The sequence below is a fragment of the Sphingobacterium paludis genome, from assembly GCF_004364125.1.
GTDB lineage: Bacteria > Bacteroidota > Bacteroidia > Sphingobacteriales > Sphingobacteriaceae > Sphingobacterium > Sphingobacterium paludis.
The window spans coordinates 402834-420660 of sequence record NZ_SNZV01000001.1; the positions used below are offsets into that span (position 1 = coordinate 402834).

Here is a 17827-nt window from a genome sequence, read left to right on the forward strand (position 1 = left end):
GTTCATCCTTTACTAACATACATAATGTAAAACCTCTTATGATCTTTCTTTTCCAAAAGACCGTCGGCTTACGTTAGAGAAAAAGAAAAACCCAATTGCTCGTCCCTACGGCCTAGCCGCCGGTGCTTTGCATCGGGTTTCTCTCTCTTTATTTTAGTTAAACACGCCGTTAATAACCTGGGTTTTGTTGCGCGGCAATTCCTGGATTGGCGTTTATTTCATCTTGCGAGATGGGAAGTATCGTTTTAAAGAACGTGCGGTCGATCGTTGTCTCCCGTGTAGGCACACTGATTCCGGCGAACGCGTCATCGAAAGTGATCGGTTTGTTAAGGCGTACCATATCAAAGAAGCGAATGCCTTCCTGGAAAAACTCCTTACTCTTCTCGCTTAAGATCAAATCTTCACTCACCGTGGTTGCATCCACCGCTGGCAGGTTTGGCGATCGTCTGTGGATTTGCTGGGTGTAGTTTGCAGCTTTCACGCGATCTGGAGTAGGTAGTTTAAGTGCAGCTTCAGCGGCAATAAGATAGACTTCAGATAGTCTGACTACTTTGATGTTAACAGCAGTGTAGTTGGACGATCCTTTATCGCCGCTGAAGGTGGTCGACCCAAGGTATTTGTAGCAAGACCCTAGCCGAGACGCCGATGATTCATCACGTGCCATTACTCCCCAACGAACATCGCTCATGTCTTGACGCAGCGCATTTAAAAACGATGTGCTGGCCAAGAAATTGCCCAGTGCGCCGGTTTGGTGTCCGCGCCGCATAAAATAGAAGCCTAGAGAGGCCCGTGCGAGGTCGGCTTGATTTTGCTCAATGACTAGCTCATAAAGTGATTCCGAACCGAATTGCGTTTGCCATGAGTTTACCCATTGCGCATTGCTGTACAAGCTGTACAGCCCGCTGTTGATAACGTCCTCTGCTGCGGCCAAAGCTTCAGTATACTGCGCCATGCTAAGGTACACGCGTGCCTGTAGGGCTTTGTTCGCATAGTAGTTTAAGTAGCCGTCGCGCTTGGTCTTGGGTAAGCCTGCTTCGCCGGCCTTTAGGTCAGCGACGATCTGGTTATAGTTTTCCTCCACCGTAGCGCGTAAGGGCGTTTCGTTGTAAGCTAAAGTCTTTACAATATTTGGTACGCCGAAAGCCGACTTATCATCTGTGAACTGTTTTCCATATAGACGCACCAAGTCAAAGTATGCCAAGGCTCGGAGTGTGTGAGCCTCGGATTTCGCCAGCGCAAAATTCTCGGTGGTGCCTGCCGTTTCTAATTTCTGGATGTTTTCCAAGAGGTTATTCGCTTGGTAGATGACATTGTAGATCGTTGTCCAGAAACCCGCGAAATTGTTGGCCTGTGGATTATGGTTGAAGGTGTATAAGGCGTCTAATCCACGACCTTGCGAGAACAGTGTAACATCGCCGCCCTTTGCTTCACCATATACGATGAAGTTACGGCCATAGTACGCCGAATTTGTCATTTGCCGTTGTATACCGTTGATGACAATTTGGGCATCATTGGCTGTTTGTATGGCGCGATCAGCGTCATTGGCATTGGTCGGTGGGACATCCAGAAAATCTTTGCACGAAGTGCTTGAAATGGCTAGAAGTAGTGCACAACTGACGATCTTTATATAGGTTTTCATAGTCAAGTCTGTTAGGATTAAAAAGTAAGTTCAATGCCGAAGGTATATGTCTTGCCCAGTGGTGTTTCCCAGCCACGCGTTCCATATTGTCCCACTTCCGGATCCGCCATTTTGTACTTCGAAGCGGTCAATAAATTGGTTCCGTTAAAGAAAAGTCGGGCGTTCGCTATTTTTGCTCGTTGCGTCCAGGCCGTTGGAATTTGATAGGCAACGTTGATATTTTTCAGCCGAAGAAAAGACGCGTCATAGATATGTCTACTGCTAAACTGTATGGCGTCGGTCAGATCGTTACCATCGATCTTCGGTTGTGAACCCGTAGGGTTGGTAGGCGACCACATATTTTCGTAGTAGTGTTGTGAACGAATACGTTCCCAGTAGTAGCCATCGTCGTTTACATCCTTTTCTGCACCATCATACAGTTTTCCCCCGAGCTTGTAAGCAAAGTTCAGCCCCAGTGAAATACCCTTATATTCAAAATCGGAATTGATACCACCATAAACCTTCGGCACGGCACTGCCGATAATCACTTGACTTGCCTTCGAATAGCTATAGGTTGCCGCCCGTCCGTTGAAATCGAAGTCACTCGTGCTGTTATTCGTGTACCACACGTTGCGTCCGTTTTGGAGATCTACGCCTGCCCATTCATAGCCGTAAAACGAAAGCACAGACTCACCTTCTCGATAGATGAACTGTGCCCGAGCGTCGCCGTCGGTTGGATCATTCCAAAGGATATCTTTTCCGGCATCGAGGGTTTTTACTTTGGAGCTCAAGAAGGCGGCATTTACGCGTAGGGACCAGGTGAAATTATCATTCCGTAGGATATCGCCCCCCAAGTCCAGCTCGATACCACTATTGTTGATCACACCCACGTTTTGGAGCGCGCGGGTAAATCCCGTTGTACCTGAGGTGGGAACATCTTGCAAAAGATCTTTAGAGTCTCGGCTGAAATACTCCACCGATCCGGTAAGCCTGTTCTGCAAAAAGCCAAACTCCAACGCAAGATCATAGGTGTTACTTTTCTCCCAACGCAGCAAGGTGTTGGCTAGGCCTTTATCAATATTCACCAACGATCCATCGCTAACCAAGCCGCCAGGGCTGCCTTTGTAATTATACTTGTAGTACATCAGCGTTCGCCAAGCAAAATTATCGTTTGGTAAGGTGCCATTCACCCCGTACGATGCACGCAGGCGTAGCGCGCTGACCAGGTCATTGTCTTTCAGAAAGCTTTCACGGTGCAAGCTCCACGCGCCAGAGACCGACCAAAATGTACCCCATCGGCTGTCGGGATGGAAGCGTGACGACCCATCGCGACGTAAGGAAGCACCTAGGAAATACCGCTCGTCATAATTATAATCGACACGACCTAGAGCAGACATTAGATTGTTACCCCATGAATAGCTATCTGCGCGGAAGTTTGCGCCGGTGCCTATAGAACTGCTGTTACTTGATCCCAAATTTACGCCATTGCTGAATTGATAATCGGTAACATTTTTTTCCACCTCATAGCCAGCAAGTAAGCTGATGTTATGTAAATCAAATGTTTTGTTGTAAGTCAACGTATTCGATGATACATACTTCCGGATGTTGTTGTTCCATCGGCTGGATGATCCTTTATCTGTCGCCCCATTAAAATGTAATGCAGAAAGGTATAAATCGTCTCGTACATCGGTATTGTCAAACGAGAAAATTGTTTTTGCGGTTAGACCGGAGATAATCTCCCAAGATAACGACTGCACCGCGCCCAATCGTAGCGTTCTGGTGCTGTTGTCCCACTGATCGTTGTAATAATCCGAATTGAAGGCCAAGCTTCCGTATTGTGCTGTCCAAGGATTCCCCGTTTTATAATCAGTCGGCCAGTAGAACGGAAACAGCAGGTTTCTAGATTGAAAGAATGAGTTCGAACCGGTACTCCGTGTGTCGTTAAAGCCGGTCTTATCGGTGTTGGCTAGATTAAGATTGATGTTGTATTCTACGTTTTTGAATAAGCGCTGATTCAGATTTAGCCGACCTGATACCCGCTCATACTCATTGATGATTGCCCGCCCTTGGTCTTTTGTGTAGGAAAGCGATGAATAGTATTTGGTGTTTTCTGTTCCACCGCTCACCGATACATCGTTGGTCTGAAAAACGCCGGTGCGAAAGAGGTAATCTTCCCAGTCGAAAAAGCGGCCTTCGCGATTCTCGATGCCGTCTGTCATGCCGAGGATGCGTACATTAGACATTCGCGAAACATCATCAACTTCAAAACGGTAGCCGTGTCTGTTAAAGCGATTGTTTATCTGACCGAGAGCATACGTACTTGCTTCCGCATCGGTATAGTTGACTCCCGTAGCGTTGTTTCGGTTTGATGTACGGTAGTCATGGAAGATCTGGTACTCCATATTGATCTGCGCTTGCGGATCAGCAATTTCATAGTTGTCCGTGGCCCATGATGGTGTGAAGCCAATGGAAGAACGAAGGTTAATGGATGGTTTACCTGTTTTTCCGCGCTTTGTCGTGATGACGATCACGCCGTTTGCCGCTCTGGATCCATAAAGGGAAGAGGCGGCGGCATCCTTAAGCACGGTGATGGATTCAATGTCGGCAGGATTTAACGTGCTCATGACGTTCGAAGTCGAATAGATTTGCCCACTCATCTGGCCTACATTTCCGGATATAACAGGTACACCGTCAATAACATATAGTGGTTCATTGGAAGCATTCATCGAACCTATGCCGCGGATACGAACGTTGGAAGTTGCCCCCGCTTGTCCAGAACCCGTAGAGACCTGTAGTCCGGCGACACGACCATTTAAGGCATTTTCAAATGAGGTAGTGGGCTGATCGCGTATTTCTTTCGGTGTCACTGTTGCTGCAGAGCCCGTATACGTGCTTTTGCGAGCCGTTCCGTAGGCTACCACCATCACTTCGTCCAGCGCGGTATCGTCAGGCCGTAACGTGATCTGTAAACTTTTCTGCCCGGCAATGGGAATCTCTTGTGAGGCATAACCAACAGCGGACACAATCAGTGTGCCGGTGGTGGGCGCGGAAAGGGTAAATAAACCGCTTTCATTGGTAGAAGTACCGAGCTGCGTACCTTTAACGTTTATGCTCACACCAGAGACCGGTAAGCCCGTGGCATCGACAATTTTTCCTGCGAGCGCAGAATGCTGCGCATGGACAACCTGTATCATACTGCTACAGGCAAGGATACAGAGCGAGGTTAGTAAGTTTTTGTTCATACATGTAAGATTAGCATGGTTATTATTAGGTAATAATATCTTGTAGATCGACTGGAAGTAGCCTAACTACTATTCTGTCAGTTAGTGGGTTGTGCAGTGTAATAGGATGTTGCAGAAAAGATCTGCTAGGCCTTCAATACGACACCGATGCCGGCCCGTTCGGGGATGTGGCATTGTCCATCGACAATTTGCAGACCATCAAAAATATCGTTTCCGATTAACAGCGCGCCATCAAGATCTGCCCAATCAACCAGTGGCGCGAGTTGCGCAGCAGCTGTTATGGCGCAAGATGTTTCTGTCATGCAGCCTAACATTACCCTCATGTCCAGGCTACGTGCTAGCTCAGCCATTTGTTTGGCTTCGCGCATACCCGTGCATTTCATCAATTTGATGTTGATCCCGCTATAGACATCTTTCAGGCCCACGACGTCCGTAAGGCGTTGACAGCCTTCATCAGCAATGGTAGGGATAGGTGATCGCTCCGTTAGCCAAGCCATGTCGTCCACCTGCTCTTTGGGCATGGGCTGCTCCAAAAAAACGACATTGCGTTCCGTTAGCCAGTGGGTCATTTCGAGGGCTTCTTCTTTGTTTTTCCAACCTTGATTGACATCTGCACAAAGTGGGACGTCCGTCACCGAACGAATCGTTTCGATAATCATCTTATCGGTTTCCAATCCGAGCTTCACCTTCAGCATTTTAAACGAGGCTGCTTCCATTACCTTTTGTCGTATTACCGCCGCTGTATCTATGCCGATTGTAAATGAAGTGGCCGGAATACGCAAGGCATTGAGTCCCCAAATTTTGTAAAATGGCTGTCCAAGCAGCTTTCCTATCAAATCATGTAAGGCAATATCGACGGCTGCCTTAGCGGCGGTATTTTTTGCATCGATATGGTCTATATACCGCAAGATGTCTTCGGTTTGAAAGGGCGATGAAAATGGTGATAAGTCAACCTTATTTAAAAAGTTCATGACACTTTCCTGCGATTCGCCCAGGTAGGGTGGCATGCTCGCCTCGCCATAGCCCACAACACCCTCATATTCAATTTCGGTAAGTACAACCGGTGTCGTTGTACGGCTAAACGAAGCAACGGTAAAAACATGGCGCATCGCGAGCGTATAAGGCCGAAAGCGTATAGAAAATTTACCCATCTTTTTGGTTGACCAAGCAGTATCCATCTAATTTCTATTTGTTGTTGTAATAATGACTTGCACTGATATTTTGTATTTTAGGATCTTTTGCGGATAAAAAGCGTTTTGCAGCAACAACCGTTCGGGCTTGGAAATCGTCGTAGTCTGCGGCACCTTTTAACATGCTATTTATCCGTACACTGCCTGCCGCATGAATAAATTGCCCGTTGCCCAAGTATAATGCTACATGCGTGACCCGCGCGTTCTTACTTTTATTCTTACCCCCAGCGAAAAAAAGCAAATCTGCAGGTTTTAGGTTTTTAAGTGCTTTCTGCGGATCGAAATCTCCGTTTTTATCTAAAATATCGATCGTCTGGCCTTGCAAGACCTGTTGCGAAGCATCACGCGGAATGACGAGCCCATTCATAAAATAGGATGTCTTGGTAAAGCCACTGCAATCCACACCTTTCACCGAGGTTCCGCCCCAAAGGTAGGGTAGACCGAGCATCGACTTCGCACTGCGAATAATATTATCCGCGTTCGCATCGCGTGTTTTTAGCCACAGGGAGAAAAGCTGGGCTTCTTCTATCGGAATATAGGCTATCCGGCCATCGGGATAAGCGACTTTGTAGAAGGTGTCAGTTGCCGATACTAGCGATAATATACCACCATACACTAAATCGGATACGCGTTGGCTTTGGCGATCCGGCGCGGAATATGATTTCCCAAATTCAGCCGTATAGATCACGCGATCATTGCGGTTCCACATCTTTAGCTTCTCGTCTGCTATCGGTGTTATCGATGAGGTGGGTACCCAGGCTATGTAGCCCTCCGGCGTGCGAACACGGTAATCACTGCCATTTTTCTGAAGTATATCCACTTGTGTACCTAGCAAGAGTTGCGTAGCCATCTCCGCCGCGTGTGAAGGCGCCGTGCGTAGGTTCGCAACGGAAAGATTAACCAGTCCAGCGGTAGCGTCGCCTACCGATGCATCCGGAAGCGCCAATATAGTAAAGCTACCCTTCCATTTACTGAGGTCTTTTTCCAGTTCGGATTTTAATTGAGGATCACTAATTTGTATGTGATACGTACCATCATCATCCTTTTCATCAACAAGTTCGACAATGCTTGTGCGTTTGTCGGGCGCCCATTTCAGCCGGAACTCGGCTAGGGCTTTTTGTACATCTTGATCCGGGGATGTGGAATGCTGTGCTTTGCTTACTAAACTGAGGGATAGTAAGCAGCAAAAAAAAGCAAAGAATTTTGAGGACATGGCTTTTTTGTTAATCATTTAAAGCGAATATAGTGTTTTTGAAAGAAATATGACAAAATGAAATGCGTTTTTTTGTTTGTTTTCGGATTCAGTTAGTAATAATCAGCATGCCTAGACTTTTTTTGAAGCATTTGCAGGCGTCGACTGTTAAGCGAGCTATTTGCGTAGTCAATTTTTCCATCATGGCAAGTCCATAACCCTATATAGTATCTTTTTCTCCTTAATCGTTTTAGTAGATATGATCATGTTGTTAAGTGGATTTTTCGTAATATTGTGAGGACGTATATCTACTACTATTCATGAATTCCAGAAGACAATTTATCAAGCGAACATTAGTCGGCGCAGCAGCTGTTGGCTCGCTGAATACCCTCATGGCATCCCCGCAAACGCGCAAGTCTATCCAACCAATCGTTATCTCTACTTGGGATTTTGGTGTAGCAGCCAATCAGGCTGCGTGGCAAGTCCTTAAGAAAAAGGGTAGGGCACTGGATGCGGTGGAGCAAGGTGTACAGGTTGCGGAGGCCGACCTCTCGAATCCCACAGTTGGCAAGGGCGGTTACCCCGATCGAGACGGACATGTAACCCTAGACGCCTGTATCATGGATGAGGAGGGGAATTGCGGATCGGTAGCGGCACTGGAACATATAGCGCATCCAATCTCGGTGGCGCGGATGGTTATGGAAAAAACACCGCATGTTATGCTCGTCGGCGAAGGTGCCTTACAGTTTGCTTTGGAGAACGGGTTTCAGCGTGAAAATCTGCTTATCCCTTCATCGGAGAAGGCTTGGCAAGAATGGCTGAAAGAAAAGAAGTATAAGCCTATTATGAATATTGAAAATAAGTCATTCAACACCGAACGACTTCCGGGCAACCAATACAATCACGATACCATCGGGATGTTGGCGTTAGATGCTGAAGGCAATCTGTCCGGGGCATGTACGACGAGTGGAATGGCCTTTAAGATGCGCGGTCGCGTGGGCGATAGTCCGATAATCGGCGCGGGTTTATACATTGATAATGAGGTAGGCGGAGCAACATCGACGGGCGTGGGCGAAGAAGTAATCCGCACGGTGGGTAGTTTCTTAGTGGTGGAATTGATGCGTCAGGGTTATTCGCCAGAGGCAGCCTGCAAAGAAGCCGTGGAACGTATCGTAAAAAAGAAACCTGCAACAGCGAAGGAAATTCAAGTGGGATTTTTGGCCTTGAATAAGAAAGGTGAATACGGATCTTATGCATTGCAATCTGGCTTTACCTACGCCGTTTGCAATGAACAGAAGCAAGATCTGGTTATCAAAGGAAAACACATTTTTAAGTAGTGCGTAATGAGATATTGGTAGTTAGATCTTAGTATTTAGATTTTAGTAGTTAGATCTAGTATGTAGATTTTAGTAGTTAGATGTTAGCATGTAAAAGCGCGAACTATGACTTCCAAATTATCATTTTTAGTTTTTAACTTCTCACATTTGACGTGTAACTTCTTTTGAGGTGTAAATTTTGACTTGTAACTTTTAACTTCTTACTTGTCTTCTTTTTAACTTTTTACTTTTTAATTTTGACTTTTTAATTTACAAATATGAAAGCAACATTTGGTGGTGGATGTTTTTGGTGTACCGAGGTGATATTCCAAAATACGGATGGGGTGAATACCGTTTTACCCGGATATATGGGCGGGAAAACAGAAAGCCCAACTTATAAAGAGGTGTGCAATGGGGACTCGGAGCACGTGGAGGTTGTGCAATTAGATTTTGATGAAAGCAAGGTAAGCTTTGACGAGCTGCTCAAGATCTTTTTCAAAACACATAATCCAACAACGCTAAATAGGCAAGGTAATGACGTCGGCACGCAATACCGGTCTGTGGTTTTCTACCATGACGAAGCACAGAAAGAGGCAACTTTAGCGTTTATCCAAGGTCTGGAAGATGCGGAAGCATTTGCAGACCCTATTGTGACGGCTGTAGAGCCTGCGGAAAAATTTTGGGAGGCGGAAGATTATCATCATGATTACTTCAACCAAAATCCAGGCAATCCGTTTTGTGCGGCGGTAATAGCTCCTAAGCTGCAGAAATTTTTGAAAGAGTACAAGGCTTAATCGAACGAACAAAATAGCTCTTCAAAAAATCGTAATGAATGCGGAAAATGCTTCATTGCTTGCCTGTTATGTCTACGAATGGCCAAGTAAAAACAATCTTGCACTTGGTCATTTGTTTTTTATGTGCTGCGTTTTATCTTACGTTCCTTCCAGGATAAGATTTATTTTCATAGCGATTCACACCTATTTCCGTGCTGCTAAAAGATTATTCCAAATTTCCGAGCACAAAAGGTGGTTGGGTTCTGATGGCAATAACAAAGCCATTTCGGGCAATATACTCCAGCTCGATTTCTTTGTCTACGAATTGATAAAAGTCTTGATCGGAATCCTTCAAAATTAAGTGGCCGCCAAAACTGCTATGCAGTCCAAATGTGTTTCCCTGGTAATAATTCTCCGGAATGGGGTGCTCTTGCATGACAACCTCCGTCGTCGTAAAAGATATGTTTGCGGATCGATTTCTTTTTTGAAGCACCTTTTTCAATACGCCTCTACGAATAATCTTCCTATCGGCCTCTAGCACAATATCTTTTTCTTTATTCGTTAGTGGAATAATGACGAAAAAGATACATGCTACCACCGCTATGCAGAATAACACTACTTCTCCTATATCGAAAACAAATCCGGAGATTATGAAGAAAACGCATATGGTCCAAAAAATACTGTTGTAATTTTGTCGCGCCGTTTGATTCAACCGTCTTCGATCTTCTTCGGTAATTGCGACTATTTTTATCATGATAACTGTATTGTGCTACGGCGGGGGCCTCCGGTTCAACTCGTAAAGTTACAGGCTAATTTACTGATAATCTTTCCCTGATTTCAGGGATTTTTAACGGATAGCATACCGTCTTGCTCGGTAGGTTTTTATTTCAAGCGTAAAACAAAGGAACGAAAGCATATACTTTTCGCTCCTTTGTTTTTTAGCGTCTTTTATTGAAAAGCTGTGCTGATGTTATGCTTTCCGCTGCCTTAAAACAAGGACGTTTGCCCATCATCGTCCGGTTTAGCGCTATCTCCTTCATCCAGATTAATATCCTCTGGGTTGGTGATTTCAAAGCCTACGTCCGCTACCACAGCGTTTTGATCATTATCCGGTTGGCTAAGTGTTTCGGACACTGTCGCGGCCTCGGCAGCAACCTCAGGTGCAACGGGCGAATCCGACGAGGGCTTCACGGAAAGATCTATTTCCTCGGTAAGCAAGGCCACACGTTTAACCGTATGGAACGATAGCCTATTTCCTTGTGCCTTCATTCCTTTCACGTCAATAATTTCGTTCAAGGGTTGCTCTAAGGTTTCGGGAGTCTGTGATTTGCCTTTCAACAAATCCACTTTTACCATCGGATCGGCACCATTGGTGACGATAATTAGCTGTGAGCCTGGTGCTTCATTGATAAATGACAAGCGTTTTCCAATGGGCTGATCGTCAAACTTAAAGCGTTTTACGAAATAGGTACTCGTTTTACCATCCTGATGTATGACCGTGTAGACATGTTCTGGCAGGTATTTTTCCATGCGCAGTATGTTTGCATCAAAATGATTGTTTAGATCAAAGCTGGAAAATTCATATGATCCATCGGCGTAAACCAATAAGATCTTATCGTCACCATCGAATTCCCCAAGATAGCGCCCACGCTCGTCTGCATTTAAGCGCCTCAGCACATCATCAAACCATATTTTTCTGCCTGCTAAGGTGGAAACCCCAGCATTTTTGAAGGTTATTTTTTTGGTCGGGAACTTCGATACGATGTTGCCCTGCGATGCACGACCTTTTATAGCTATTTCTGCGAAATCCAGATCAAAGGTCAGCTTACGCAGTTTAGAATGTGGTTTCAACTGAATATTGACCACTTCAGCTTCTCCGTTTGGATTGGCCGTAAAATACAACAGTTTAGAGCCTTTAGCACCTTTAGATATGTCGTATTCCTTGTCGCGCGTCACGCCCGTTACAGCAAATCGTTTCACATAGCTTGTGCCTGTGGCACCATCGCTGTATACGGCGTTGTAGATGGTTCGCTCATCGCCCTTTTTAAAGACGGCGATATGAATAATCCCTTTGCCGACGAAAACTTTGTCCTGCACTTTGGTGACGGAATACTTTCCGTCGCTACGGAATACAATGATGTCGTCAATATCCGAACATTCCGAGACAAATTCATCCTTGCGCATGCCCGTGCCGATAAATCCTTCTTCCCGGTTAACGTATAGCTTGGCATTAGCCAAGGCTACTTGAGAGGCTTCTACTTTATCAAAGATACGAATCTCGGTTTTGCGTTCTCGACCTTTGCTGTATTTGCTGCGTAAATGCTCGAACCAATCGATGCTATACTCCGTAAGGTTTCGCAGGTTTTTGCGTACCACCTTGATGTCGTCTTCCAGCGCCTTCATCTGTTCGTCAGCTTTGCTTACATCAAATCGCGTGATGCTGCTCATCGGTTTGTCGATCAGCCGTTTGTAATCTTCCGGAAGGATTTCTCGGTAAAACTGTGGGAAGAACGGCTCAAACAAGCGATTTAATACAGTCACCACCGTTTGGAAATCGCCAGCATTCTCATAGTCAGTATGTTTGTACATACCTTCCTGAATAAATATTTTTAGTAAGGAGCTAAAAAAGATTTTCTCCTGCAGTTCGTGGAGTTTAATTTCGAGTTCACGCTTCAACAGCTCCTTAGTAAACTTGGTGTTGGCGATCAAGATATCGTTCACACTCATAAAGTGCGGCTTGTTATCAATGATTACGCAGGTATTTGGCGATATCGAATTTTCACAGGCAGTGAAGGCATATAGGGCATCGATGGTGACATCGGGCGAAATACCGGGTGCCAAGTGAACGATGATCTCGACGTGTTCCGCTGTATTGTCTTCGATTTTTTTGATCTTGATTTTGCCCTTCTCGTTTGCGGTGACTACGCTCTCAATAAGTCCCCCCGTGGTTGTTCCAAACGGGATTTGTGTAATGGCCAACGTCTTTTTATCGCGCTCTTCTATTCGGGCACGCACGCGAATCTTACCACCTCTGCGGCCTTCATTATAGTTTGACACATCAGCCAAGCCTCCGGTAGGGAAGTCGGGGACGAGGTTTGGACGTTCGCCTTTCAATACTTGAATCGAACCATCGATAAGCTCGATAAAGTTATGCGGCATAATTTTCGTCGCCAATCCGACGGCAATACCTTCAGCACCCTGTGCAAGCAATAACGGAAACTTGACTGGCAACGTAACAGGCTCCTTATTCCGGCCGTCATAGCTCAACTGCCACTCCGTGGTATCAGGATTGAACACCACTTCATTAGCGAATTTCGATAGCCGACCCTCAATATAACGCGGCGCCGCAGCGGCATCGCCAGTGATCGGATCTCCCCAGTTACCTTGGCAGTCGATCAGTAAATCTTTTTGCCCGATCTGCACCATGGCGTCCCCAATAGAAGCATCCCCGTGTGGGTGATACTTCATGGTGTTTCCGATCACGTTCGCAGCCTTATTGTAGCGACCATCATCCATCTCCTTCAGGGAATGTAAGATACGTCGTTGCACGGGTTTGAATCCGTCGTTGATATGCGGTACCGCCCGGTCTAGAATAACATAAGAAGCATAGTCCAGAAACCAGTTCTCGTAAAGTCCGGATAGGGGAATAGTGGTGCTGTTTAATTCGTGATCTTGACCTTGTGCATTGGGGTCGGTATTCTCTGCTGAAAAGTTTGTTTCTTCGCTCATTTACGACAAAGTAGCTTTATTTCGATACTGTTTATTGGCTTTTTAAGGCAGGTAAAAATAACAAAATTCAACCATTTATCGTGATATTTCTTCAGTTAGAAGTCAAAATTCAGCAGTCAGAATTCAAAAGCGAGACGTTAAAAGGTAGAACTTAAAAGTGAAAATGCGTCATTGCAAGGAAGTATGACGGGACAAGGCATTACTTTAAAAGTAAAAAGTTAAAAATTCAAGAGTTAGAAGTTAAAAGTTAAAATGCGTCCTTGCGAGGAGGTATGACGGGGCAAGGCATTACTTTAAAAATAAGAAGTGAAAAACTCAAAAGTTAGAATTTAAAAGTGAAAATGCGTCCTTGCGAGGAAGTATGACGTGGCAATCTGCATTTTTACAAACGTAATATTGCCGCGCCATCGTTCCTCTTGCTCCCAAAGACCTCCACTTTTGTCCCGTTTAATATCTCATTTCCCACTACTCAATACCAAATATTGCCGCGGCGAGCGGCGGAAGGGTTTAAGGAAAAAAAAGGTAGTGTTTCAGGACCAGCACAGTCCTGAAACACTACCTTTATCTATGTACAAAGTAGAAAAGTAAAAATTTGTACCCAGTACCATTTCTACAATCTACATACTAAAATCTAAGTACTAAAATCTAAATACTAATATCTCAATACGCACTACTCATTACTCACTACTCCAACGTAAACTGCGCCTCGCTAACGTCACTTGAGTTTGTGCCGATGTAAAGTTTGAAGTCTCCGGGTTCCGCGACGAATTTTAGCTCGTTATTATAGAACTTAAGGTCTGCTGCTGAAATCTCAAAGTTAATATCGCGTGCCTCACCTTTTTTGAGGAAGATTTTCTGGAAGCCCTTCAGCTCTTTTACAGGACGTGTGATCGATGCATAGACATCCCGCAGATAAAGCTGCACGACTTCCTCGCCGTCATAATTTCCTGTATTCTTAACGTTTACGGTCGCGATGATTTTATCGTCTGCGCGCATACTGCTCTTGCTTAGCTTGATATCGCTGTACGTAAAAGTACTATAGCTTAACCCGTAGCCAAAGGGGTAAAGCGGCTCGTTGTCGACATCCAGATAATTGGAACGAAATTTTTGGAACCAAGCATCCTTGGCCAGTGGTCTACCTGTTGTTTTGGCGGCATAGTATAGCGGGATTTGACCGACGTTTTTCGGGAATGTAGCAGGTAATTTTCCGGAAGGATTTACATCACCAAACAATACATCCGCTACCGCTTTTCCGGTTTCCGTACCCCCAAACCATACATTTAATATTGCTGGAACATGCTCTTGTTCCCAAGATAATGTCAGTGGGCGACCCGCAAATACGACCAAGACCACCGGCTTGCCGGTTTTTAACAAAGCTTCCAATAATCTTTTTTGAGTCGGCGGAATGTCTAGATCCGTCCGGCTGGAGCTTTCACCACTCATCTCAGACGATTCGCCCAACGCGGCAACAATAACATCCGCTGTCGATGCTACTTCTACAGCTTCGGCGATAATGTCTGCTTCAGGACGCTCATCACGCGGAATCGTCCGCCCAAACATCGTAGCCCGTTCTTGGTAAGTGGCATCGCTCAGTAGGTTGGACCCCATATGGTGCACAATGTTAACGCTATTACCCAATGCTGCCTGCATGCCTTCCAACAGGCTTGGCGTGTTTTCTAAGTCAGCGCTTACACTCCAAGTTCCAGGCATGTTGGCACGTGTATTGGCCAACGGGCCGATCAACGCGACGGTACCCTTCTTTTGTAAAGGCAGTGTTTGCTTATCATTTTTTAGCAAAACGAATGACTTGGCAGCAATCTCACGGGATTTAGCTAAGTGGGCGGGTGTCAAAATGTTCTTCTCGGCGCGCTTATCATCGCAATAGCGAAACGGATCTTCAAACAAGCCTAGCTTGTATTTCGCTTCAAGAATTAAGCGACAGGCTTGGTCGATTTCTGCTTGGGTCACCTTTCCTTGATCCAACGATTTTTTCAACGTCGTGAGGAAGCCTTCGCCAACCATATCCATATGTATTCCCGCTTTCAAGGCGAGTGCAGACACCGTTTGGAGATCTCCCAACCCGTGGTCGACCAGTTCATTGATACCGGTATAGTCGGTGACAACCATACCGTTAAAGCCCCATTGATTGCGCAAAACATCTGTCATCAGCCATTTATTCGCTGTTGCGGGCACGCCGTTAATATCGTTAAAAGAAGCCATCACAGTTCCGGCGCCGGCATCTATAGCGGCCTTGTACGGCGGGAGATATTCGTTGTACATGCGGTGCAGGCTCATATCCGTAGTGTTATAGTCACGTCCCGATTCCGCAGCACCATAAAGCGCGAAATGTTTGACGCAAGCCATCAGCGTGTTGTTCGCTTTTAGGTCCGTTCCCTGATAGCCTTTTACCATCTCTTCTGCGATGCGTGATGAGAGGTAGGTGTCTTCGCCGCTGCCTTCGGAAATACGACCCCAACGCGGGTCGCGCGAAATATCGACCATCGGCGAGAACGTCCAGTTCAAACCATCCGCTGTGGCTTCAACTGCGGCGATGCGCGCCGACTCGCGGATGAGCTTCATATCCCAGGTTGCGGCTAAACCCAGTGGAATAGGAAATAAGGTCTTGTAACCATGAATCACATCCATCCCAAAAATAATGGGAATGCCTAAGCGAGATTCTTTGACGGCAAGCGTCTGTGCCGCCCTGATTTTCGAAGGGCTTGACATGCTGAAGATTCCACCAATCTGGCCCGCTTTGATCTTACTTTCGACCCCAGTAGAAACGACAGACCCGGTTACGGCCTCACCGCCTGTGACCAGGTTAAGCTGGCCTATTTTTTCTTCAACGGTCATTTTGCCCATCAGTTCGGAAACAAACGTATCCATTTTTGGATCTTTCTGGGCTTGGACACTTAGGCTGCAGCTCGTGGCAACGCTGAGCATCCATATTGCTATTTTTCTCATATTCATTCTTTGTTTGTGTAGGTGATCCTATTTCCTGCGGTATGACAGCTCGCGCTATTCTACTTTGGTGACTGGATAGCGGGTTGACGTTCCGTTTTCATTAATCGCCTCTATGCTGAAATAGTAAGGCTTTTGGCTGTCCATAGCTTTGTAATAGTATTCGTTGGCGTCGTGTACCATGATGCAGTTATACAACTTGTCAGGCGCTAGTCCGGTGTATATATTGTAGGCGTATGCATTGTCAACGGGACTCCATTTTATCCAGGCGCTGCGTTTGTCTTTTTCTGTGCGGAGCACGATAAACTGCTCGACAGGTTCGGGGAGGGCACCGTTGCCTTTCCCAAATACGCGAAGTCCGCTGATCGCAAATTTTCCAGATGGCATGTGGATGTTCTCCAGTTTGATATAGCGTGCCTGAACTGCTTTATCCAACTCTATATAGGCGTGGGGAGCATCAGTTTTGTTATCGCTTTTATCGACAATTACGCGCCAGGCATGACCATCGTCTGAGGCATACAATTTATACTGATGATATATACCCTCTATTTTGCCTAAAAAGCTGCTGTCTACGTCTTGATCGGCATAGTTTATTTGGATGGCGCGAATGATCGATTTTTTACCAAGATCCGTTGTAATCCATTCGCCCGGGTTTCCGGATTGCGCACTCCAATAGGTTTTCATACTTTCATCCACGGCATGGTTGGCTGAAAAGGCGCCCGATGTGGATGATACTGTTACGGGTTTCTTGTAGTTTAGCAGCATCCAACCGGTAAATGTACCGGCTTGCTTTGCGTCGGGTAAGTAATGCGGATAATCACCAAAGGCTGTATTGCTATACATCTGGTCATCGTTATCGAAGTATGTCGGCCATATGCCTAGCCTACGTTCGAAATTGTTTTTAACGCCCAGCACGATTGTTGACACATGCCAATATTGCCCATGTTTATCGCGGAATGTAGAGCCGTGGCCAGCTCCGCGGGCAAAACCTCCAGGTTTGTAACTTAACGGATCAGACTGCTTGATGAATGGGCCTAAAGGCGAATCACCCACTGCTACACCATCTGCGTAGCCACTAAACTCGGTGCCCGGCCCCGCAAATTGAAAGTAATACTTATTGTTGTGCTTCGTCATGTGAGCACCTTCTAGAAAAGGATCAAGAAAAGTATTATCCATATGTTCGCCAAACCGCTGCCAGCCGTATCGCCAGTCTTCCAGATAAAGAAGTTCCTTGCGGGTGCCTTTCGGGTGCATGGTCTTGCGGTCTAGTTCGATGCCGTAGAGCGGATATTGGTTGCTGCTTCCATTGTACATGTAAAACCGGCCATCTGTATCGGTAAAGAAATCTGGATCCCAACCGCCTATGGCGAAGCTATCTACTAATGGTTTCCATTCGTTGGCTTTTGGATTGGTGCTCATCCAGATGGTAAAATTGTCGGTATAGGTGCTACCAAAGACCAGCATGGTGTCGCCTACGACGCCGACAGCGGGCGCGCAAAGCTCATCGTACACATCCCCATTCCAGGGGCGCAAAAATTTTTTGGACTGGAATTTCCAGTTGACCATATCTGCACTCCACCAGTATCCCCATTGGTTGGTACTGAAGAGGTAATAGTCGTCTTTGTAGGTTACGATCACGGGATCTGCTGTGGCACGATGCCGTCCCCATTCTGAGAAATTGGGAATAGGGGTATAGCCGTAATCGATATCAATAGGATTGCAATAGGTCTGATGGCGCGTTTGCCCCTGTGCAGCGCACAGGAGCAACATCGCCATACCGAAACAAACAAGGATTTGTTTCATTGT

At 46.0% G+C, this 17827-nt stretch carries 10 protein-coding genes; 2 read left to right on the forward strand and 8 right to left on the reverse strand.

The features are described from left to right. Positions 1 to 169 precede the first annotated feature (169 nt). From B0I21_RS01695 to B0I21_RS01710, 4 genes are all read right to left on the reverse strand, one after another. Positions 170 to 1639, reverse strand: a complete 1470-nt coding sequence (locus tag B0I21_RS01695; RefSeq protein ID WP_133638601.1) for a RagB/SusD family nutrient uptake outer membrane protein — start codon at positions 1637 to 1639, stop codon at positions 170 to 172. Between the two features lie 17 nt (positions 1640 to 1656). Further along, the gene (locus B0I21_RS01700) at positions 1657 to 4860 is read right to left on the reverse strand and encodes a SusC/RagA family TonB-linked outer membrane protein (protein WP_133638602.1); all 3204 of its coding nucleotides are present in this window, start codon (positions 4858 to 4860) and stop codon (positions 1657 to 1659) included. Between the two features lie 125 nt (positions 4861 to 4985). Then, entirely contained in the window at positions 4986 to 6011 is a 1026-nt protein-coding gene (locus B0I21_RS01705) for a dipeptide epimerase (protein WP_243835914.1), read from the reverse strand. Positions 6012 to 6045: 34 nt separating this feature from the next. Further along, on the reverse strand, positions 6046 to 7263 hold the full coding sequence (locus tag B0I21_RS01710; RefSeq protein ID WP_133638604.1) for a C40 family peptidase: 1218 nt from the start codon (positions 7261 to 7263) through the stop codon (positions 6046 to 6048). Between the two features lie 299 nt (positions 7264 to 7562). Between B0I21_RS01710 and B0I21_RS01715 the strand changes: the two genes are divergently transcribed. Together B0I21_RS01715 and msrA are read left to right on the forward strand one after the other, a co-directional pair. Further along, positions 7563 to 8579 (forward strand): N(4)-(beta-N-acetylglucosaminyl)-L-asparaginase, encoded by a 1017-nt coding sequence (locus tag B0I21_RS01715; protein ID WP_133638605.1) that lies wholly within the window; start codon positions 7563 to 7565, stop codon positions 8577 to 8579. Positions 8580 to 8836: 257 nt separating this feature from the next. After that, positions 8837 to 9352: a peptide-methionine (S)-S-oxide reductase MsrA gene (msrA, locus tag B0I21_RS01720; protein ID WP_133638606.1), complete on the forward strand. Its 516-nt coding sequence runs from the start codon at positions 8837 to 8839 to the stop codon at positions 9350 to 9352. A 205-nt stretch (positions 9353 to 9557) separates the two neighbouring features. Here the strand turns inward: msrA and B0I21_RS01725 are convergent, their stop codons facing one another. From B0I21_RS01725 to B0I21_RS01740, 4 genes are all read right to left on the reverse strand, one after another. Further along, complete coding sequence (locus B0I21_RS01725) at positions 9558 to 10085, reverse strand: hypothetical protein (protein ID WP_133638607.1); 528 nt, start codon at positions 10083 to 10085, stop codon at positions 9558 to 9560. Positions 10086 to 10318: 233 nt separating this feature from the next. Beyond that, positions 10319 to 13060 (reverse strand): DNA gyrase/topoisomerase IV subunit A, encoded by a 2742-nt coding sequence (locus tag B0I21_RS01730; protein WP_133638608.1) that lies wholly within the window; start codon positions 13058 to 13060, stop codon positions 10319 to 10321. Positions 13061 to 13744: 684 nt separating this feature from the next. Further along, complete coding sequence (gene bglX / locus B0I21_RS01735) at positions 13745 to 16024, reverse strand: beta-glucosidase BglX (protein WP_262708450.1); 2280 nt, start codon at positions 16022 to 16024, stop codon at positions 13745 to 13747. A 54-nt stretch (positions 16025 to 16078) separates the two neighbouring features. Then, positions 16079 to 17824, reverse strand: coding sequence for a family 43 glycosylhydrolase (locus tag B0I21_RS01740; RefSeq protein WP_133638610.1), 1746 nt, complete (start codon positions 17822 to 17824; stop codon positions 16079 to 16081). Positions 17825 to 17827 lie beyond the last annotated feature (3 nt).